General features: G+C 66.7%; 21 protein-coding genes. 8 read left to right on the top strand and 13 right to left on the bottom strand.

The genetic code is table 11. The features are described from left to right. Positions 1–122: 122 nt before the first annotated feature. Positions 123–533: an Rv3143 family two-component system response regulator gene (locus tag NP4_RS29730; protein ID WP_068005033.1), complete on the bottom strand. Its 411-nt coding sequence runs from the start codon at positions 531–533 to the stop codon at positions 123–125. A gap of 177 nt (positions 534–710) precedes the next feature. Here NP4_RS29730 and NP4_RS29725 point away from each other — a divergent pair, with 177 nt between their 5' ends. Then, positions 711–1139: a CBS domain-containing protein gene (locus NP4_RS29725; protein WP_068005031.1), complete on the top strand. Its 429-nt coding sequence runs from the start codon at positions 711–713 to the stop codon at positions 1137–1139. A 111-nt stretch (positions 1140–1250) separates the two neighbouring features. Beyond that, positions 1251–1985, top strand: coding sequence for an ANTAR domain-containing protein (locus NP4_RS29720; protein WP_068005029.1), 735 nt, complete (start codon positions 1251–1253; stop codon positions 1983–1985). Between the two features lie 5 nt (positions 1986–1990). On the opposite strand, the gene NP4_RS29715 is transcribed toward NP4_RS29720, so the two are convergent. Further along, complete coding sequence (locus NP4_RS29715) at positions 1991–2722, bottom strand: ANTAR domain-containing protein (RefSeq protein WP_068005028.1); 732 nt, start codon at positions 2720–2722, stop codon at positions 1991–1993. Between the two features lie 234 nt (positions 2723–2956). Here NP4_RS29715 and NP4_RS29710 point away from each other — a divergent pair, with 234 nt between their 5' ends. Together NP4_RS29710 and NP4_RS29705 are read left to right on the top strand one after the other, a co-directional pair. Next, the gene (locus NP4_RS29710) at positions 2957–3655 is read left to right on the top strand and encodes a GAF and ANTAR domain-containing protein (protein WP_068005026.1); all 699 of its coding nucleotides are present in this window, start codon (positions 2957–2959) and stop codon (positions 3653–3655) included. A gap of 200 nt (positions 3656–3855) precedes the next feature. After that, complete coding sequence (locus NP4_RS29705) at positions 3856–4374, top strand: sigma-70 family RNA polymerase sigma factor (protein ID WP_245997390.1); 519 nt, start codon at positions 3856–3858, stop codon at positions 4372–4374. 285 nt (positions 4375–4659) lie between these two features. On the opposite strand, the gene NP4_RS29700 is transcribed toward NP4_RS29705, so the two are convergent. Further along, on the bottom strand, positions 4660–5565 hold the full coding sequence (locus tag NP4_RS29700) for an MFS transporter (RefSeq protein WP_068005024.1): 906 nt from the start codon (positions 5563–5565) through the stop codon (positions 4660–4662). 160 nt (positions 5566–5725) lie between these two features. Between NP4_RS29700 and NP4_RS29695 the strand changes: the two genes are divergently transcribed. Further along, positions 5726–6325, top strand: coding sequence for an HNH endonuclease family protein (locus NP4_RS29695; protein ID WP_245997387.1), 600 nt, complete (start codon positions 5726–5728; stop codon positions 6323–6325). On the opposite strand, the gene NP4_RS29690 is transcribed toward NP4_RS29695, so the two are convergent. From NP4_RS29690 to NP4_RS29680, 3 genes are all read right to left on the bottom strand, one after another. Next, complete coding sequence (locus tag NP4_RS29690; RefSeq protein ID WP_068005020.1) at positions 6322–7248, bottom strand: YihY/virulence factor BrkB family protein; 927 nt, start codon at positions 7246–7248, stop codon at positions 6322–6324. The genes NP4_RS29695 and NP4_RS29690 overlap by 4 nt on opposite strands. 83 nt (positions 7249–7331) lie before the next feature. After that, a complete protein-coding gene (katG, locus tag NP4_RS29685; protein WP_174556184.1) occupies positions 7332–9530 on the bottom strand; it encodes a catalase/peroxidase HPI in 2199 nt (732 codons plus the stop codon). A 35-nt stretch (positions 9531–9565) separates the two neighbouring features. Continuing rightward, positions 9566–9970, bottom strand: coding sequence for a Fur family transcriptional regulator (locus tag NP4_RS29680; protein WP_425464078.1), 405 nt, complete (start codon positions 9968–9970; stop codon positions 9566–9568). Positions 9971–10153: 183 nt separating this feature from the next. Between NP4_RS29680 and NP4_RS29675 the strand changes: the two genes are divergently transcribed. Next, on the top strand, positions 10154–10531 hold the full coding sequence (locus tag NP4_RS29675) for a hypothetical protein (RefSeq protein ID WP_068005016.1): 378 nt from the start codon (positions 10154–10156) through the stop codon (positions 10529–10531). Here NP4_RS29675 and thiD read toward each other — a convergent pair. Further along, complete coding sequence (gene thiD / locus NP4_RS29670) at positions 10516–11382, bottom strand: bifunctional hydroxymethylpyrimidine kinase/phosphomethylpyrimidine kinase (RefSeq protein WP_068005014.1); 867 nt, start codon at positions 11380–11382, stop codon at positions 10516–10518. The two genes, NP4_RS29675 and thiD, sit on opposite strands and share 16 nt — an antisense overlap. Positions 11383–11798: 416 nt before the next feature. Beyond that, positions 11799–12383, bottom strand: coding sequence for a hypothetical protein (locus tag NP4_RS29665; RefSeq protein WP_068005012.1), 585 nt, complete (start codon positions 12381–12383; stop codon positions 11799–11801). A gap of 109 nt (positions 12384–12492) precedes the next feature. Between NP4_RS29665 and NP4_RS29660 the strand changes: the two genes are divergently transcribed. Then, positions 12493–15483: a tetratricopeptide repeat protein gene (locus NP4_RS29660; protein ID WP_147287893.1), complete on the top strand. Its 2991-nt coding sequence runs from the start codon at positions 12493–12495 to the stop codon at positions 15481–15483. Between the two features lie 120 nt (positions 15484–15603). Here NP4_RS29660 and NP4_RS29655 read toward each other — a convergent pair whose 3' ends face one another. Continuing rightward, a complete protein-coding gene (locus NP4_RS29655) occupies positions 15604–15978 on the bottom strand; it encodes a hypothetical protein (RefSeq protein ID WP_068005006.1) in 375 nt (124 codons plus the stop codon). Between the two features lie 322 nt (positions 15979–16300). On the opposite strand from NP4_RS29655, the gene NP4_RS29650 reads away from it, so the two are divergent. Then, the gene (locus tag NP4_RS29650; protein WP_147287892.1) at positions 16301–16594 is read left to right on the top strand and encodes a PASTA domain-containing protein; all 294 of its coding nucleotides are present in this window, start codon (positions 16301–16303) and stop codon (positions 16592–16594) included. Positions 16595–16601: 7 nt separating this feature from the next. On the opposite strand, the gene NP4_RS29645 is transcribed toward NP4_RS29650, so the two are convergent. From NP4_RS29645 to NP4_RS29635, 4 genes are all read right to left on the bottom strand, one after another. Beyond that, the gene (locus NP4_RS29645; RefSeq protein ID WP_068005002.1) at positions 16602–17585 is read right to left on the bottom strand and encodes an aldo/keto reductase; all 984 of its coding nucleotides are present in this window, start codon (positions 17583–17585) and stop codon (positions 16602–16604) included. A 79-nt stretch (positions 17586–17664) separates the two neighbouring features. Continuing rightward, the gene (locus NP4_RS41245) at positions 17665–17829 is read right to left on the bottom strand and encodes a hypothetical protein (protein WP_156524952.1); all 165 of its coding nucleotides are present in this window, start codon (positions 17827–17829) and stop codon (positions 17665–17667) included. 193 nt (positions 17830–18022) lie between these two features. Further along, positions 18023–18229, bottom strand: coding sequence for a DUF397 domain-containing protein (locus NP4_RS29640; protein WP_068005000.1), 207 nt, complete (start codon positions 18227–18229; stop codon positions 18023–18025). Then, complete coding sequence (locus NP4_RS29635) at positions 18189–19124, bottom strand: helix-turn-helix domain-containing protein (RefSeq protein WP_068004998.1); 936 nt, start codon at positions 19122–19124, stop codon at positions 18189–18191. The genes NP4_RS29640 and NP4_RS29635 overlap by 41 nt, the downstream gene beginning before the upstream one ends. Between the last annotated feature and the right edge of the window lie 67 nt (positions 19125–19191).

The following is a 19191-nucleotide window of genomic DNA, read 5'->3' as shown; positions in this document are numbered from 1 at the left end:
GCGATGGGGAGTGCGGCCCTCTTCGTTCCCCGGCCGGGCCTTTTTCATTTCCCCGGCCGGGCGTTTTTCATTTCCCCGGCCGGGCCTCTTTCATTTCCCCGGCCGAAGGCCGGGGTAGTTGGCTAAGCCGCTGAGCGTCCGCGAAGTGCGCCCACCACAGCCTCGGTCAGCTGGAACGGGTCGATCGGGTGGGCTGCCGAAGCCTCGGCTCGTGACCAGTTCGCGAGCCAGGCGTCGTCGGCTCGGCCGGTCAGGACTACCAGGGGTGGGCAGTCGGAGATCTCGTCCTTGAGTTGTTTGGCCAGGCCCATGCCGCCGGTGGGGGCGGCCTCGCCGTCGAGGATCGCCAGGTCTATGCCGCCCGCGTCGAGTTGTTCGATGACGATGGGCGCGGTGGCGACCTCGAGGTAGTCGAAGGGGGGCAGGTCGGGGTGCGGGTTCTTGCCCAGAGCCAGCATCACCTGGCTGCGGGTGTCGGAATCGCTGCTGTACACGAGAACCCGCACCGCGGCGGGACGGTTCGCATCGGCCACGTCCGCATGCTACGTCGGCAGGTGGTGCGGCCGTGGCAGGTTCGCGCAGTCGATACCGCGCGTCGGGCCCGCACTTCACCGCGAGGTTGATCGTTCCCGCAGAGAACGTTTCTGGTCAAGACGGCCGAAACGCGAGATCCTGAGAGACACCAAGGGCAACGACGGTAGGGCGGCACTATGCGAATCTCGGAGATTCTGCGCAAGAAGGGCGCCGACGTGGTCACGATCGCGCCGGACGCCAGCGTGCGTGAACTGTTGACGGTACTGGCCGAACGCAATATCGGCGCGGTCGTGGTGTCGGCGGATGGGATCGGTCTCGACGGCATCGTGTCCGAACGCGATATCGTGCGGCGGTTGCACATCCTCGGCGCCGATCTACTCGACCGTCCGGTCGCGGAGATCATGACCACGGTCGTGCACACCTGTTCCCCCGGCGACCGCGTGGAGAGCCTGCGCGCCACCATGACCGACCACCGCATCCGGCATCTGCCGGTGGTACAGGCCGACCGCATCATCGGCATCGTGAGCATCGGTGACGTGGTCAAGAGCGCCATCTCGGAACTGCAGACCGAACGCGAACACCTGGTGCAGTACCTGCACGGTTGATAATTCAACAGGTGCTATCCGGTCGCATAGCGCGGCCGGATGTGGCAATGTTGTGATCGCTGATACGTTCTCCCGCAAAGGGTTTCGAAGATCGTTTTCAACGCTCGACGAATGCGGGCAGTTCGTTGGGATTACGGCGTGACACGGTTCGAGCATCTGAGTGAGCGGTTCCTCACGGCCCTGCGGGCCGGTGGGGGTGGCGTCGCGGGCGCGTGCCATGCCTGCGTGCGCGTCCTGCCGGTGGAACGGGCCGCGATCGTCATCGATGAACATCACGCGGGCATCCAACCCTGGTACACCAGCGACGAGGTGGCCGCGGGAGTCGAGGCCGTCCAGGCGACGGTGGGGGAGGGCCCGGCGGTGGACGCGGTGGCCACGGGACTTCCGGTGCCGGTCACCGATCTGTCCGGGCTGGGCGAACGCTGGCCCGGCTTCGCCGACGCCCTGGCCGAAACCGAGGTCTCGGGCGCGATGATCGCAATGCCCTTGCGGCTGGGCGCGATCCGCTTCGGCGCGCTGGACCTGTATCAGGAGTCCCCGGGCCAGCTCGACGTGCCCACCCTGTCGGCGGGCCTGCACATCGCCGATCTCATCACCGCGCAATTGATCCGATCCCGCGCCCACCTCGACGACACCGCCCCGCCCCGCATCGATGACGCCATCTGGCTGGAACAGCCGATGGCCAGCCGCACCATCCATCAGGCCGCGGGAATGGTCGTCGCCCAATCCAATATCACCGTGCCCGACGCCTACGCCCGACTGCGCGCCTACGCCTTCGGCCACGGCATGTCCCTGGCCGATGTCGCCCGCGCGGTCGTCACCCGCAAGATTCGCTTCGAGGAGTGAGCCCCTCAGGCGAGGATCTGGTCGGTATCGACCGTCCCGTCCACCACCGCCGCCGCCAATTCCGCCAGCCGCCTTCCGGTTTTGTGGGCGTGGGTGCGCAATCGGCGAAACGCCTCGGCCATATCCAGACCGCCCCGTTCGGCCAGTACGCCCTTGGCCTGTTCGATGACGATCCGGGCGTGCAGGGTGGTCGGCAGGTGCGCGGCCATGGCATCCGGATGCGGCAGCGCGATCTGCGCGGTGATCCCGATCCCGGCCATATCGGCCAGCACCTGACCCGCGCGCAGATCCGCGTTGTCGAGCGCGCGCGGCGCGGCGGCGAGGATGGTCAGCGCGCCCACACTGCCACCCCGACAGCGCAGCGGCAGCGCGAATGCCGAGCGATAGCCGAAATCCAGTGCGCGCTGGCAGAATTCGGGCCAGCGGTGATTGGTGCTGCGCAGATCCGGTACCGCCGTGGGTAGTCCGGTGCGATAGGTGTGGCGACCCGGTCCGTCGAGAGCCTCGACCTGTAACAGTTCCAACAGGTCTGGTTCCTCACTGGTGGAGGCCAGTAGCTGAAGGTCGCGGCGGTGATCGGCCAGGAACAGACCGGCATCCGCGCCGCCGGTCACCTCCGGACACGCGTCGACGAGCTGCTGCGACAGATCCACGACATCGAAATCGTGCGCGAGCAGATCGATGGCGGCGACCAGCGCCCCCAACAGGGGATGCTCGTCGTCGGGCACGGGCCCCATGGCGCCTCCCGGGGCTGGACGTAGGGAGTCACGCGATACGGCATTCCATGGTGGCATCCCGGCGGGTTTCATGTCGAGCGCCGTTGACACCGCAACCGTATCGAAATCTCCAGGGCACCCAAGTGTTTCATTCGCGGGATGCTCGGGTCATACCATCGATTGGTTCGGCTCGGCGCGGTGCCCGATCGATGCTGCGGACGCCCGTCGTCCGCTCGGACAGGGGTGACTCCAGGCATGGCTGACAATGAACAGCTGGTCTCGGCGGTGGCGCGATTGATATTCCTACCCGATGCCTACGGCAGATCGGGTGTGCTGCTGCAGCTGATGAGCACCGCCACCGAGGCGCTGGGCCTGGCAGGCGCGGCGGTCACCCTCGTCGAGGGCGGACACTGCGAGGTTGCCGGGGCCACGCCCGACGCGCTGCGCGAAATCGAAGCGGCCCAATGCGACTGCCGATGCGGGCCGGGTCTGGAGGCGCTGCGGCGCGGCGAATCGGTCGCGATCGCCGATGTGCGCGATTACCGAACCGAATGGCCGGAATATACCAGTGTCGCGGTGCGCCACGGCGTTTCGGCGGTGGCCCAGATCCCCATGCAACTCGGCGATACCCGCGTCGGCGCGCTGGGGCTGTTCGCGCCGCGGCCGCGGCAGTGGTCGGCCGCGGAGCTGTCGGTGGGCGCGCTGCTGGCCGGTATGGCCGCGGGTCATCTGCTCACCGCCGACAAACTCCAACGCCAGCAACAACTCACCGATCAGCTCCAGCACGCGCTGTCCTCGCGCATCGTGGTCGAGCAGGCCAAAGGGGTCATCGCGGGCGCGCATCGCATTACCCCCGAGGCGGCCTACGAGCTGATCCGCGGACACGCCCGGCGTCGGCGCGTCGGGGTGCACGAGGTGGCCCGGGCGATCGTCGAACTCGGGTTGCGACTGTAATTGAACCGGTAAACTCACATAAAGGATCCTGAAACCCCTGCCCCCGGACAGGATTCGGTACCGGCATGCGTCCCTGAACTCGACGGCTGGTTCCCGACGTCGTCTCATGTCTGGGGGCTGTTGTGGCCGTACTCGCTCCTGTCCGTGCCGTCCGGTACCGATCCGTCCCCACCTGTTCGGATGCGGAACTGGTGCGCCGGGTGGGCCGTGGTGATCGTGAGGCGTTCGCGCAGCTCTACATTCGCACCCGCGGCCTGGTGTTTCGCCGGGTGCTGGCGGTGGTGCGCGATCCGGGCTATGCGGAGGAGACCTGTCAGGACGTCTACATCCAGGTGTGGCGCAGCGCCGCCGGATTCGACGAGCGCCGCGGTTCGGCGACGACCTGGCTACGCACGCTCGCGCATCGGCAGGCGGTGGATCGGGTGCGCCACGAGCGGGCCAGCTCCGATCACGATCACGCCTGGGGCGTCAGCGACTACCACCCGCCGGTCGATTCGGTCGTCGAGGAGACCCTGCGCCGCCACGATCTGAGTTGTGTCCGAATCGGTCTGGCCATCCTGACGCCGCTGCAGCGCGAATCGGTCGTGCTGGCCTACTACCGCGGCCTGACCTATCCCCAGGTCGCCGCGGCGCTCGGCGTCCAGGTCTCCACGGTGAAGTCACGCATTCGGGCGGCCCTGGCCCGCATGGAAGCCGCGCTGGCAGAACTCGATTCGTGACCGAATTGTCCGATAGTGCCGTTGCGGCGATATTCTAATTTCATCAGTTCGTAACTGCGAAAACCCCTCCCGACCGGAATATTTTGGCGCACAATTTCCTCGGGCGGATCGTTCGATCCAGACACCCGCGGTACACGGCACCGCTGATCGGGTGGGGTCCGGGATGTGCACGGCCCTCGGGCCTCACCCACCGATCCAGCCGCCGACCACGGCGAACATCCGCCATCCACGTTTCGCGCGGCCGGGCCTCAGCGCCCGGCCGCCGCATTATGTTGTCGCCGAATACTAATTCGACGAAATCGCATCCACTATCCACACCATGGGGCTCAATGTGTCCGGATTTCGACGAATTCGGGCGGTTCCGGAGGATCCGACGATCGCCCCGACGCCCCCGATCGCGAGCGTCGCCCCGTAGGCTCCGGCATCGAAACCCAGCTCCCGGATCACGAAGTACGCGTAGATCGCCGACACCATCGAGGTGAACAGGAACCAGGCGTGCGATGCGAGCGCCAAGGGGCCGAGCGCGTGGTGGTGATACACCCATCGCCAGCCCTCGGCGAGTTCGGTGCGCACCGAACGCCCGCCGGGCGGGGGCGAGATGTCCGCCTCGTCGACCCGCACCCTGGCCAGCAGGACCGCGGAGACCAGATAGGAACCCGCGTCGACCAGAATCGCCATCGGCGCTCCGGCGAATCTGATCAGATATCCCGCCAACGCCTGGCCGCCGACCTGCGCGACCGCGGAGGTCTGCTCCAAACGCGCATTGGCCTGTGCGAGTAGCGATTTGGGTACCAGGCTCGGCAGAAACGACTGATGCGCCGCCTCGTACACCAGTGATAGGAGCCCGACGGCGAACACGATCCCGATCAATCCCGCGATGGTCAGCGCATCCGCCGCCATCGAGACGGGAATCGCGGCCAGCAGCACCGCGCGGATCACATCCGTCCCGACGAGGATCGGCTTGCGCCGATATCGATCGACGAAAACGCCCACCACCAAACCGAACAGCAGATACGGCAGCCACTGTGCCGCCCGCAGCATCCCGAGTTCGAACGCCGATGCCCCCAGGGTGAGAATCGCCAGCACCTGCAGCGCCTGCGCGGTGACATAGGTTCCGAACATCGATACCGCGTCCGAAGCCCAGAACCGGATGAAGGCGGCCGAGGTCAGCAAGGGATAGTTCTTGCGCATCAACGCGTTTCGTCGCGTGTAGGGGTTTTCGCGCGGGCCGCCACCTCGTTACCGTACGTCCATCTGGTTTTCGCTGGCGGCGTTTAGCTTTGGCGACCGATCAGATCGAGCCGACGCCTGTGGGGTATCCATGCGAAATCTTTCGGCCGCTGTCTGTGCGGTGGCAGCTGCAGTTGTCCTGACCTCCCTGGCGCCGGGGGCCGCCTCGGCCGAGCCGCCCGGAATTCCCTCGGCCGCGGCGGCGCGCAGTATGCTCGCCGGGCTCACGGTGGCCGACGAGGGCACGATGAGTGGTTATTCGAGGGAGAAGTTCCCGCACTGGATCACCATCTCGGGCACCTGCGACACCCGCGAGACCGTGCTGAAGCGCGACGGCGCCGGGGTGCGGGTGAACGCGGATTGCCATCCCATCGCGGGCAGTTGGTTTTCGCCCTACGACAGCAAGACCGTCACCGATGCCTCGGGTATCGATATCGATCACGTCGTCCCGCTCGCCGAGGCGTGGAAATCGGGTGCGCGCGAATGGACCACGCAGCAGCGCCAGGATTTCGCCAACGATCTGAGTCACCCGCAACTCATCGCGGTCACCGCCTCGTCCAATCGTTCCAAGGGCGACCAGGATCCATCCTCCTGGCAACCGCCGACCACCTCCTACCGCTGCACCTACGCGCGCATGTGGGTCGGGGTGAAGGCCACCTGGCATCTGACCCTGCAGCAGTCGGAGAAGTCCGCGCTCGACAAGGCGCTACAGGGCTGCTAGGGCTCATCGCGCGGCGGCAGCACCGGATCCTGTTCGGCGGGCTGCCCCGCCTCGATACACCGCCCCCGAGCCAGCTCGGCGTCGAATTGCGCGCCGAGTAGGACGGCGACATTGGTGAGCCACAACCAGATCAGGAAGATCACCGCACCCGCGAGCGAACCGTACACCTTGTTGTAGGACGCGAAATTCGCCACGTAGACGGTGAATCCGGCCGATGCCGCGACCCATACCAGCACGGCCAAACTACTGCCGGGCGTCAACCAGCGAAATCCGAGCTGCCGCGCATTCGGCGCGGCCCAGTACAGCAGCGCGAACACCAAACTGATCAGCACCACCAGCACGGGCCATTTCAGAATGTCCCAGACCCGAATCCCCGCGTCCCCCAAGCCGATCCAGTGCCCCACTCGATCCGCGACCGTCCCGGTCACGACGATCCCCAGCGCACTCACCGCGACCAGCGCCACCATCAGCACCGTCAGCCCCAGCCGCAGCGGCACCGTCTTCCAGACCGGCCGTCCCTCCTCGGTGCCGTAGATGGAATTCGACGCCCGCATGAACGCCCCGAGATATCCCGACGCCGTCCACAGCGCGGTGCCGAGGCCCACCAGCGCCAGCGGCCCGGCCAGCGCCCGCGAATTCCGCAGTTGGCCGATCGCGTCCACGAGAAGATTCGTGCCGCTGCCGGGTCCGATCCGCCTGACCGTATCGATCAGCGACTGCGTCGCCGCATCCCCGAGCAGGCCGAGTATCGCGGTCAGCACGAGCAGTCCCGGAAAGATCGACAGCACGCTGTAATACGTCAGCGCCGCCGCCCAGTCGGTGATCTTGTTCTCCTGGAATTCGGCGACCGTCCGCCGCAGCACACCCCACCACGCCCGCCCGTGCAGATCGAAGGGGCCGTGGGGAATTCGTCTGCGCCGCATGGCAGGTCGGTACCCCGGCGACGGTCCCCGAAACGAGTCCGGGCCGGTTGGCGAAGAACCGGCCCGGAATTCGTCGAATCAGATCAGCGCAGATCGAACCGATCGTTGTCGACCACCTTGACCCACGCGGCCACGAAGTCGTCCACGAATCGCTTCGAAGCGTCCTGTTGCGCATAGACTTCCGCCACGGCGCGCAGCACCGAATGCGAGCCGAAGATCAGATCGTTGGCGGTGGCCGTCCACTTGCGTTCGCCGGTGGCCCGGTCGAAACCCTCGTAGACATTCTCCGCCGACTCCGACGCCTTCCACTCGGTCTCCATATCGAGCAGGTTGACGAAGAAGTCGTTGGTCAGCGTGCCCGGCCGATCGGTGAACACGCCGTGTTCGGTGCCGTTGTAGTTGGCGCCCAGCGCCCGCAGCCCGCCGATCAGCACCGTCATCTCCGGCGCGGTCACATCGAGCATGTAGGCCCGATCGAGCAGCAGTCGCTCCAGCGGAGCCTTGTCGTCCGGACGCGCGTAGTTGCGGAATCCGTCGGCCCGCGGCTCGAGTACCGCGAACGACTCCACATCGGTGCTCTCCTGCGAGGCGTCGGTGCGCCCGGGGGAGAACGGGACCGTGATGTCGTGGCCCGCGTCCTTGGCCGCCTTCTCCACGGCCGCGGATCCCGCCAGCACGATCAGATCCGCCAGCGAGACCTTCTTGCCGCCCTCGGCCGAGCCGTTGAAGTCCTGCTGGATCTGCTCGAGCACCGGCAGCACCTTGGCCAATTCGGCGGGTTCGTTGACCTCCCAACTCTTCTGCGGTTCGAGCCGCAGCCGACCGCCGTTGGCGCCGCCGCGCTTGTCGGTGCTGCGGAAGCTCGCCGCCGCGGCCCAGGTGGTCTTGACCAACTGCGAGACCGACAGGCCGGACTCGAGGACCTTGCTCTTGAGCGCCGCGATGTCCTGCGCGTCGATGAGCGGATGGTCCACGGCGGGAACCGGATCCTGCCACAGCTGCGGTTCGGGAATCCACGGCCCGAGGTAGCGGCTGATCGGTCCCATATCGCGGTGCAGCAGTTTGAACCACGCCTTGGCGAACGCCTCGGCCAGTTCCTCGGGATGTTCGAGCCAGCGGCTGGTGATCTCCCGATAGATCGGATCCTCACGCAGCGCCAGGTCGGTGGTCAGCATCGTCGGGGCGCGCCCCGGTCCGCCGAACGGATCCGGGATGGTGCCCGCGCCCGCGCCGTCCTTGGCCTGCCACTGCCACGCCCCGGCGGGGCTCTTGGTCAGCTCCCACTCATAGCCGTAGAGGTTCTGCAGGAAACCGTTGCCCCACTGGGTCGGCGTCGAGGTCCACACGACCTCGAGGCCGCTGGTGATGGCGTCCTTGCCGACGCCCGAGGCGTGCGCGCTTTTCCAGCCCAGACCCTGCTGTTCGATCGGGGCGGCCTCGGGTTCGGGGCCGACCAGATCGGCGTTGCCCGCGCCGTGGGTCTTGCCGAAGCTGTGTCCGCCCACGATCAGCGCGGCGGTCTCCTCGTCGTTCATCGCCATGCGGCCGAACGTCTCTCGGATATCGCGCGCGGCCGCGACCGGATCCGGGCGGCCGTTGGGGCCTTCCGGATTCACATAGATCAGGCCCATCTGCACCGCGCCGAGCGGACCCGACAGCTCACGGTCGCCGCTGTAGCGCTCGTCGCCGAGCCAGGTGTCCTCCGGACCCCAGTAGATCTCCTCCGGCTCCCAGATGTCGGGGCGGCCGAAACCGAAACCGAGGGTCTGGAAACCCATCGACTCGAGCGCCACATTGCCCGCGAACACCAGCAGGTCGGCCCAGGAGATCTTGGTGCCGTACTTCTGCTTGACCGGCCACAGCAATCGCCGGGCCTTGTCGAGGCTGGCATTGTCGGGCCAGCTGTTGAGCGGCGCGAAACGCTGCGCGCCCTGGCCGCCGCCGCCGCGGCCGTCGGCGATCCGGTAGGTGCCAGCCGCATGCCAGCTCATCCGGATGAACAGGCCGCCGTAGTTGCCGTAATCGGCCGGCCACCAGTCCTTCGAATCGGTCAGGACGGCCGCGACATCGGCCTTGAGGGCCTCGACGTCGAGTTTGGCGAATTCGTCGGCGTAGTTGAAATCCTCACCCAGCGGATTGGACTTGGACGAGTGGGCGTGCAGCATCGACACATCGATCTGCTCGGGCCACCAGTCCTTGTTCGTGCGGGGGCGATGATCGGTTTTCGGCGTCGGAGCCGGGATCGCCGGATTCTCGCTCTCACTACGGCTATCGGAGGTCACGACATTCCTTCCTCGAGTGGTGGTACGGGCTGTGATCAGGTGGTCTGTGAGGCCGCGCAATCGGGGCACAGGCCCCAATAGATGACCTCGGCTTCATCGATCGCGAAACCGCGATCGTCGGACGCGCTCAGGCAGGGCGCCTCGCCGACCGCGCAGTCGACATCGGCGATCACTCCGCATGCGCGGCATACGACGTGGTGGTGGTTGTCGCCGACCCGGGTCTCGTAGCGAGCCACCGAACCGGACGGCTGTATGCAGCGGACCAGTCCCGCGGCCGTGAGCGCGCGCAACGAGTCGTACACGGCCTGGTGCGACACCGTCGACAGGCGCGATCGCACGACGCGGATGATCGACTCGGTATCCGCGTGCGGGTTGTCGTGTACCGCCGTCAGCACCGCGACGCGGGGAGCGGTCACGCGCAACGAAACTCCCCGCAGCATCTGCTGGAATTCCATGGCCGTGGGCACGCCCCGAAGTCTCGTCCGTTTTCTGGAATGAGTCAAGCCTGTCTGGGTAAAGGTTGTCCTGCAACGACTTCGGGCTGACGTGCGGGTAGCCTTCGCCGCCGGCGCGCCCGCCGCACATGATCACCGTATCGGTCGCGGGAGCCCGATAATGGGCAAATGGCTCAGACTCCGCCGCCGGATGTCCGGCGCAGCTGGCTGCCGTTCTGGATCACGGTGGCGATCCTGTTCTGCGGGCTCGGCGGGCCGCTCACCCTGATGCTGGTCCTGCCGTTCGGGATGGCCAGCGACAACTGTCACGACGGCTCGCGCGGATATCTCTGCAACGGTGGCGATCCGCTGTTCGCGATGCTGCCGGTGATCGGCCTGTTCGCGGCCCTGGTGGCCGCGCCGCTGGCCGCGTGGGTGATATCGCGCATCCGGTTGGGCGGCAGACGGATGTCACCGACGTGGGGGATAGGCGTCGGCGTGATCGTATGGTTCCTGGTTCCCGTAATCGTCTGGCGGATAGCCGAATCCGGTTACCACGGACCGTGATCCGCGCCCGCCTCGCGCAGCCGCCACAGCGCCGACACGGGCCCGCGCCCCGCGCCCAGCGGATAGGACGCCCGCAGCGAGCGGGTGGTCCACTCCTTGGCGAACGCGACCGCGGACGGCACGTCGTAGCCGTGGGCGAGGGCGCAGGCCGTCGCGGTGGCGAGGGTATCGCCCGCGCCGTGGTCGTGCACGGTGGTGATGCGCGAGGCGGACAGTTCGTGAAAGGTCTCGCCGTCGTAGAGCAGATCGTTGCTGAAGGCCGACGAACGCAGATGCCCGCCCTTGACGATGGTCCAGCGCTGCCCGAACTTGTGCAGGGTCTCGGCCGCCAGCCGGGCGCTGCGATCGTCGACGACGTCGATTCCGGTGAGCAGCCGCACCTCGTCCAGATTCGGCGTCACCACGGTCGCCATCGGAATCAGATTGTGCCGCAGGGCATCCAGCGCCGACTCGTGCAGCAGCGGATCGCCGTGGATGGATGCGGCGACCGGATCGACCACCAGCGGAATTGACCCGTTCTGCCCGATGCCGTGTTCGGCGCACACCCGCGCGACCGCGTCGATGATGGCCCGGGAGGCCAGCATCCCGGTTTTGGCCGCCCCGACCCCGATATCGCTCGCCACGACCCGCACCTGATCGGCGACCGTCTGCGCCGGGATCTCGTGAAAGTCGCTGACGCGCAGCGAATTCTGCACCGTCACCGCGGTCACGGCGACGCACGCGTGCACGCCCAGCAGCGCCATGGTCCGCGAATCCGCCTGCACCCCCGCACTGCCCCCGGAATCGGTACCGGCGATCGTGAGTACGCGGACCGGGGTCTGCCCTTCGGGCGTCAGCGGCAAGAGGTTCACCCGGCAAACCCTACTGGCCGACCGCTACCGATTCACGGGACGAGCCGGTCGAGGGCCTCGGCCACCACCGCCGGTGCGAAATGATGCAGGCCGTAGCCGACGCCCTGCCCAGCAGCAGCCCCTCGCACAGCCGAGAGCATCCCGAACCGCCATATATGACCGGCCCAGTCCGGCAGGCGAGTTCGTTCCACCGGAGTGCGGCCAGCTCTCGAAGCCGATCCGCGGACGCTTCTCATGCCACCTTGATGACGACCTTGCCTGAACTGTGACCGTTCTCGACGGTGGCGAGGGCGGCGGGGGCGTCGATCAACGGATGGATCGCGGTGATCATGGGTGCGAGGATCCGTCGCGAACGTGAGCTCGACGACGCCCGGGTCGCTGGGGTCTCTACACACGGCAGTACTGTCACTGAGATCTCAGCGCGGCTCGACGGCCGCGGCCGCGGACTGCAACGCGATCGCCAGATCGGTCATCGCCCTGGTGATCGCGGTGGCGATATCGGCGAGATCCCGCTCTCGGTTCGGATCGGGCGCGGGTGCGGCGGTGGGGTGGACGGCGTGGGTGAGCGCGTCGCGCGCGTCCATCGCCTGGCTGATGCTGGCGGTGACCCCGTGCGACATGGCATCCATATCGCGGGTCATGGCGACATCGTGTGCGGGAACGGTATTCGGTCCGGGCTCGGGCCGGGGGTTTCGACGGGGCGGCGAGGGTTCGTCTCGTCGTTCGAAGGGCCCCGAGCGATTCCCGGGTGGTGTGTAGTCGTCGGCCGGACCTTCGTCCGCGGGCAGCGGGACGATGGTGCCGGGTGGGTTCGGCGGCGGAAGGGTCGGATCGAGATATTCGCGCGTGGTCGGCAGCCCGAGCGTGCTGGGCGGCGCGGAGTGGTTTTCGTGCCAGGGACGATGGTTGTTGGCGACGACGGCGGTGACGACGGCGGTGGCCGACAGGAACGCCAATCGCTTCGCGCTGAACGGATCTCGCGGTACGGAGTGTTTACCCATCAGATGCTTCCTTGCATACGCGATGGAAGGATAGGGCAAAGGATCCGAGCCGACGAGCGACATTAGATGGCGCTTAACATGTCGCCCCCCGGCATTATCGTGTGTTGGTGTGCGCGTCGTGAAAAACCAGACCGGTCGGCAGGAAATCAGCGGGGAAGCACTCCCGCCACGAGTGCTGTTCGCCTCGCGGCTCGCCGAATTGTGGGAGGCCGCGGGCAATCCGACGCTACAGCGCGTGGCGGACGCGACCGAGGCCCGCGTCCACGCCTCCCGCACGCCCGGCCATGGCCGTCGCTCGCTGATGCCGCGTATCAGCGATTGGCGAGCGGGCCGTAATGTGCCGTCCCGATTCGATGCCCTGGATCCCGTTCTGGTCACCCTGATTTCGCTGGCTCAGCAATCCTCCGAGCCGGTCGCGCCGATCCTGTCCAACAGGGCCGCCTGGCGACGACTGTGGAAGGCGGCGAGCGCCGAACCGGTGCGCCCCACGGTGACCACCACGCTGCGCCGCGACATCCACACCTTCGTCGGACGCGACGCCGAGGTGCAACGAATCCTGGACGCGGCGCAACCCGGGCGCGTGGTGTCCATCCACACCGTCGACGGTATGCCCGGTATCGGCAAGACCGCCCTGGTCACCCGCGCGGCGCATCTGCTGGCCGACCGGTTCCCCGACGGCCGGTTCTTCGTCGAGTTGAATACGCACACTCCCGGCCAGCCGCTGGCCGACCCCGCCGACGTTCTGGCCACACTGCTCACCGATCTGGGCATCCCACCGAGCCATATACCGGATTCGCTTGCCGCGCGCCGTGATCTGTGGCGTGACCGGCTGTCCGCCAAACGAGCCCTGATCGTGCTCGATGACGCCCGCGATCACACCCAGATCGAACCGCTGCTGCCGTCGGGCCCCGGCTGCCTCGCGCTGATCACCAGCCGCCGCCGACTCGTCGCCCTCGACGGCGCGCGCCCGCTCACCCTGGGCACCCTGGACCCGCAGGGCGCGATCGAGCTGTTCTACCGCCTGGCCCACCGCATCCCGAACCCCGAGGACAATGCCGCGGTCGCCGAAATCGTCCGCCTGTGTGGATATCTGCCCCTGGCCATCGTGTTGCTGGCTGGACGTCTGGCTCACCGCCCCGCCTGGACGCTCACCGGCCTGGCCGAGGATTTCGCCGCCGCCCAGGACCGCCTCGACGAACTCGATGCCGGACAGCGCGCGGTCCGCGCCGCCTTCACCGCGTCCTACGACGACCTGGCACCGCCGCGGCGACAACTGTTCCGTCGCTTGGGTCTGCACCCCGGTCCGGATTTCGACGCCCACGCCGTCGCCGCCCTCAACGACATCAAGCCGACCGAGGCCCGTCACGAACTCGAGGCGCTCTACACCGACCACCTGATCGAGGAGACCACCCCTGGTCGCTATGTTCTGCACGATCTGGTGCGTGAGTACGCGCGTGTCCTGGCCGCGGCCGATTCGCGCGGGGAGATCACCGCGGCGATCGAGCGGCTGATCGACTACTACCGCTTCACCGCCGCGGCGGCGGACCGATGGCTGAGTCGACGGCCGCGCCCCGTCGATAATCAGCACGCGGCCGCTGAAAGTGGCGTCACGGCACTGGAATTCGACGACGAGACGCAGGCGCTGGCCTGGATGCGCATCGAGCGCGCCAATTTGCTCGCCTGCTTGGAGTACGCCGCCGACCATGATCCCGCGCGGATGGTCGCGCTGACCGAGGTGCTGGCAGAACTGCTCGAGCGTGAGGGGCCGTGGCCGTTCGCCCGACAGCTGCATCAGCGGGCGGCCGACGCCGCCGGCCGACTGGGCGACCCCCTCGGTCGCGCCGATGCCCTGACCGTCCTGAGCGCCCTGCAATGGCAGGCCGGGGACTACGACCGGGCCGCCGATTCGCTCGGACAGGCCCTGACCCTGTTCCGCGAGAACGGATTTCGTTCCGGCGAAGCGAATATCATGCACCATCTCGGCCTCATGCGAGCGAATATCGGCGATTACGAGCGCGCTGGCGAGCTGCTCGAGCAGGCCCTGATCCTGTTCCGGGAGAGCGGCTTTCGCGTCGGCGAGGCGAATGCGCTGGATTTCCTCGGTGGCGTGCGCCGAGGGACGGGGAATTACGAGGAGGCGGCGGAACTGCTCGGGCAGGCGCTGGTCCTTTTCCGGGAGGCGGGTTATTCACTCGGCGAGGGCAATACGTTGACGAAACTCGCGGGCGTGCTGCGTGACAGCGGGGAGTACCGTCGGGCGGCGGAGCTGCTCGGACAGGCCCTGACGCTGTTCCGCGACACCGGTTATCGACTCGGTGAGGCGAGCGCCCTGGGTTTCCTCGGCAGCGTCCGCCGCGAGACAGGGGAGTACGAGGAGGCCGCCGACCTGCTGCGGCAGGCCGCTGCGCTGTTCCGCGAAATCGGGCACCGCAGCTATGAGGCCAATGTGCTCGGCAACCTGGGGCTGGTGTATCGCGACACCGGGGACTACCGGCGGGCGGTCGAGCGAATCCAACAGGCGTTGGCATTGTTCCGGGAGATCGGCCACCGCCTCGGCGAGGCCGGAAATCTCGACAGCCTCGCCACCGTCTACCGCCGAATCGGGGATCACGAGCGGGCCGCCGAACTGTCCGGGCAGGCCCTGATCCTGTTCCGGGAGAGCGGATATCGCCTCGGCGAGGCCGACGCCCTCGACAACCTCGGCGCGGTACACCGCGAAACCGGGGACCCTCAGCGGGCCATCGACCTGTCCCGCCAGGCCCTGGCCCTGTTCCAGGAGATCGGCCATCGCGCCCGGCAAGCCGCGGCGCTGGTGAATATCGCGAAGGCCCAGTTGGCATTCGGCGAACCGGGCGAGGCATTGACGACCTTCACCGAAGCGTTCACCCTGGCCGCCGCCATCGGCAGTCGCGTCGAACAGGCCCGTGCGATGGAGGGCGTCGCCCGTTGCCGCGCCGCCCTCGGCGACAGCGCCGCCGCGGTCACCGAACTGCGTCGAGCCATCGACCTCTACCGCCGCCTCGGCGTTCCCGAAACCGATTCCGCCACGGCCTATCTGGCCGCACTCGGTGAGCGACCGGCGGCCCCGGAGAGCCGGTGACGCGACGCTCGCGTCGATCACGTCGTATACAGCTGCACGTGAACGTAGCGCGTTGTCGCGTCGCGCTCGTCGACCGTGACCGATCTGCTGACGTATTTGCCACCCGGCCGCTGGATACGGTCACCGGTCTCCATGACCGGAGGGCGAGGTTTCCAGCGCTGGTCCCGCAATGGTTTTCTCGGTGACGGTGAATGTCTTGGTCAGCGGCTTCGAGAAGTTCGATGCGCTCAGAAAGCCGCTGAGCCCCTGCGGATCGGTACGGAGCGCGAGCCGATATCTCGTATCGAGAGCACTGTCGGTGTGGGCGGCAAGCACGGTGACACCGTCAGGGATGACAATTCCGCCGAACTTCACGGCCTGTTCGGTGGTCCCGACGACCGAGTGCGTGTCCTGATGCTCGCCACCGCATCCCGTGGCGCTGGCAGTCACGGCTATCAGCCCGGCGATGATGGCGGCAAGTTTCGAGGGCCGGGCTCGGCTGAAGGCATGCGTCATCGGGTGAGGTCACTGCTGATCTCGTCTCGATTGCCATTTCCGTCCAGACGTGCAAGATACGACGAGCCCCCGGGCAACGGTAGTCGGCATAAAACCCTGCGCGCACCTTTGGTCCGGTTGTGGGCGAGCACACAGCAACCCGGTACGGCGGCGCACAAGCACCCCGATTAGGGTTCACATCGCACCCGATCCATTCGCCGACCGGACTCAGAGGAAACGTATGCGCCGCACCGCTATCGCTGGCTCGATGCTCGTCGCCGCCCTGTCTCTCGTCGGATGCGGTGGTTCCGGGGGGCATGAAGGGCATGAGGGGCACGGAGCGGTGAGTTCCACGGCGGCTGCCGCGTCGAGCGCCGCGGGTGCGGCGGATAAGTGCGCGAGCGCGCAGTGGCCCCAGCCGCTGCCCGATTTTCGGGGGAAGCGGCTGGGGGAGACCGTGGTCGGGGTGGGGTTGTGCTACGAGATCACCGAGGTGACCGGGCCGGACGGCAACGATGTTCGTCAGGATCCCAAGGCCCTTACCACGCCCTGGACCATTACCGAACAGTCCCCGGCGCCGGGTACCGCGGTTTCGGCCTCCACTCCGGTTACGCTCAAAGTGGAAGCCGCGCCGTAGAACTGACTCATTTGCCGGTTGCGCGCTGCATGGCCTCCGGATACCGTGCCCCGGCGACCTCGTCCACCCGCGCGACGGATTCGATTCGCGCCAGCTCCTCGGCCGACAGCGCGATCGAGGCCGCGGCCACATTCTGTTCGAGGTAGGTCCGTCGCTTGGTGCCGGGAATCGGCACGACATCCTCACCGCGATGCTGCACCCACGCCAGCGCCAACTGCCCTGCCGTGACATCCTTTTCGGCCGCGAGCTTGCGCAACTCGTCGACCAGGGCCAGATTGCGGTCGAAATTGTCGGCGCTGAAGCGCGGCAGACCGCGCCGCCAGTCGTCGGCGGGCAGATCGGCACTCGCGGTGATCGCGCCGGTCAGCATGCCGCGACCCAGCGGGGAGAACGGCACGATGCCGATGCCCAGTTCGCGGCAGGCGGGTACGACCTCGGCCTCGAGATCCCTTGTCCACAGCGACCATTCGCTTTGCAGCGCCGAGACCGGATGTACGGCGTGCGCGCGGCGAATGGTGTCGGCGGAGGCCTCGGAGATGCCGAGATAGCGCACCTTCCCGGCCTGCACGAGCTCCGACAGCGCACCCCAGGTCTCCTCGATCGGGACATTCGGATCGACGCGGTGCTGATAGAACAGGTCGATGTGATCGACCCCGAGCCGGGTCAGCGACGCGTCGGCGCACTGCTTCACATACGCGGCGTCCCCGCGCGCGGCCACCGGGCCCGCGTCGCTCCAGACGATGCCGAATTTCGTGGCGAGCACCACCTGATCGCGCCGGCCGGCGATGGCCCGCCCGACCAGTTCCTCATTGGCGCCCTCGCCGTAGACATCGGCGGTGTCGAGCAGGGTTACACCCAGATCCAGTGCGCGATGGATCGTCGCGATGGATTCGTCGTCATCGTCACGCACCCCGTAGGCGTGGCTCATACCCATACAACCGAGACCCTGCGCGCTGACGGTGAGCCCACCCAACTTCCTGGTACCGATCATGACAGCGCCCTCCTTCGTAGTGCCGAACCGTGAGCCGCGCTCACGGTGTTCGACGCTACGGCTGGGAGCGCCCTCCAGGTCAAGCCGATTTCATCCGCTTACCGCCGGCCCGTCGATCACCGGACGGCTTCATCACCTGCGCCCACCACGAGGCCAGCGGGCTGGGATCAGGCCAGACGACGGCCTCTTCGGCCGATTCGCCTTCATCGCGCTGTGATTCGGGGGTGGACGGGTGGACGATCATCACGAATCTCCTCCGGAAACGTCGATGCCTCCGGCCCACGGTTGTGAGCGACTCAGATCTATCGGCACAGTGTGCAATTCGGTATAGCAGACAATACGTTTGGGCGCACCATTTGTCCGTAATTAACCCCTATTTGCAATGTCAAGGACCCGAAACCGACTGGTCGACAGCAGGTTTCGGGTCCTTGGCCCAGTTACGATTGCGCGAATTCATCGGCAATCACGCTGGAGGTGAAGGCATCCCACGCGACGGGGGAGAAGATCAGGGCCGGACCGGTCGGGTTCTTCGAGTCGCGTATGCCGACCATATCTGTAGCCAGAAACGCGACCTCGACACAATCCTTCCCACCGGCGCTTCGGCTACTCTTGAACCACTCGGCCTCTGACAGGTCGATGTGCACGGTCGTACTCCTTAGCTACCTGCCGCAACAGGTGTTTGCTGTCTACCGGGCTCAACGCCTTCCCTCCGAGCCCTTGGAAAGCTCTACGATACCTGCGGATGCTACTCGGTCGCTCGAGATACATGTCGCCAGCGAAGTTTTCGAGATAAACCACCGACGGTTCTGCGGGATCTCCGAAGCGATCCAGACCGAAGTCGAGGATCGTGAATGGACCGGTGGCGATGCCCAGCGGAAACCCTTCCGAATCGGGAAGAATGCGAACGGTTACATTCGGTGGCAAATCGGCGAGATGGCGACATTGTGCCGCCATGACCTTCGCTCCGCCAACCACCTTGCGCAGTACCGCCTCATCGATGAGCAGATCGGCCCGCAACGGTGAGCGTCGCCGCGTGATTCGAAGCTGTCGCAGTTGCCGGACACGCAAACGTCGATTCAGATCCTCCGGCGTGTCATTGGCAAAATATCGTTGGTCCAGGGCTCGCGCATAGTCTGCGATCTGGAACAGTCCGGAAATCATGTCGGTGCGGTAGACGCACACCTCCTTCGCGGCTGCCTCCAATCCCATACATATGTTGAAAGATCCCAAAATGACATCTTCGAACTGTTGCCACCAGTTCGGTTCTCTACTCTGTGCCGCAAGAACTTTGAGGATAGCGAGCATGTCGTCACGCCCGTACAGGTCGCACAGCTTCTCCAGATCCTCGTCTTGGATCTTCGATGCGCCGCCGGTCTCGAGGCGCTGCAAGGTGCCGTCACCCCGACCGATGTGCGTGGCTGCGATGTGAATAGTCAGTCCTGATGCCTCCCGCATTTCACGCAGCTGCTTGCCGAGCTCTCGATGCGGAACACCCACAGCCACCTTCGGCGTCGGGCGTTGCTTCTTACCTTTGCTCATCAGTGATACCTCCCCGTCTCGGACCGTGGATCGTGACGTCGGTGGAGGCGAGGACGCGTCGAATCTG

The sequence above is a fragment of the Nocardia pseudobrasiliensis NBRC 108224 genome (assembly GCF_001613105.1).
GTDB lineage: Bacteria > Actinomycetota > Actinomycetes > Mycobacteriales > Mycobacteriaceae > Nocardia > Nocardia pseudobrasiliensis.
This window is presented reverse-complemented; position numbering and strand designations above follow the sequence as displayed.

What these genes read in the sequence shown, in the direction of transcription:
- NP4_RS29725 (WP_068005031.1), top strand. Translation starts at nt 711, where the DNA reads ATGCGAATCTCGGAGATTCTGCGCAAGAAGGGCGCCGACGTGGTCACG.
- NP4_RS29720 (WP_068005029.1), top strand. Translation starts at nt 1,251, where the DNA reads ATGCGGGCAGTTCGTTGGGATTACGGCGTGACACGGTTCGAGCATCTG.
- NP4_RS29715 (WP_068005028.1), bottom strand. Translation starts at nt 2,722, where the DNA reads ATGGGGCCCGTGCCCGACGACGAGCATCCCCTGTTGGGGGCGCTGGTC.
- NP4_RS29710 (WP_068005026.1), top strand. Translation starts at nt 2,957, where the DNA reads ATGGCTGACAATGAACAGCTGGTCTCGGCGGTGGCGCGATTGATATTC.
- NP4_RS29700 (WP_068005024.1), bottom strand. Translation starts at nt 5,565, where the DNA reads ATGCGCAAGAACTATCCCTTGCTGACCTCGGCCGCCTTCATCCGGTTC.
- NP4_RS29690 (WP_068005020.1), bottom strand. Translation starts at nt 7,248, where the DNA reads ATGCGGCGCAGACGAATTCCCCACGGCCCCTTCGATCTGCACGGGCGG.
- NP4_RS29680 (WP_425464078.1), bottom strand. Translation starts at nt 9,970, where the DNA reads ATGCTGCGGGGAGTTTCGTTGCGCGTGACCGCTCCCCGCGTCGCGGTG.
- NP4_RS29675 (WP_068005016.1), top strand. Translation starts at nt 10,154, where the DNA reads ATGGCTCAGACTCCGCCGCCGGATGTCCGGCGCAGCTGGCTGCCGTTC.
- NP4_RS29665 (WP_068005012.1), bottom strand. Translation starts at nt 12,383, where the DNA reads ATGGGTAAACACTCCGTACCGCGAGATCCGTTCAGCGCGAAGCGATTG.
- NP4_RS29655 (WP_068005006.1), bottom strand. Translation starts at nt 15,978, where the DNA reads ATGACGCATGCCTTCAGCCGAGCCCGGCCCTCGAAACTTGCCGCCATC.
- NP4_RS29645 (WP_068005002.1), bottom strand. Translation starts at nt 17,585, where the DNA reads ATGATCGGTACCAGGAAGTTGGGTGGGCTCACCGTCAGCGCGCAGGGT.
- NP4_RS41245 (WP_156524952.1), bottom strand. Translation starts at nt 17,829, where the DNA reads ATGATCGTCCACCCGTCCACCCCCGAATCACAGCGCGATGAAGGCGAA.
- NP4_RS29635 (WP_068004998.1), bottom strand. Translation starts at nt 19,124, where the DNA reads ATGAGCAAAGGTAAGAAGCAACGCCCGACGCCGAAGGTGGCTGTGGGT.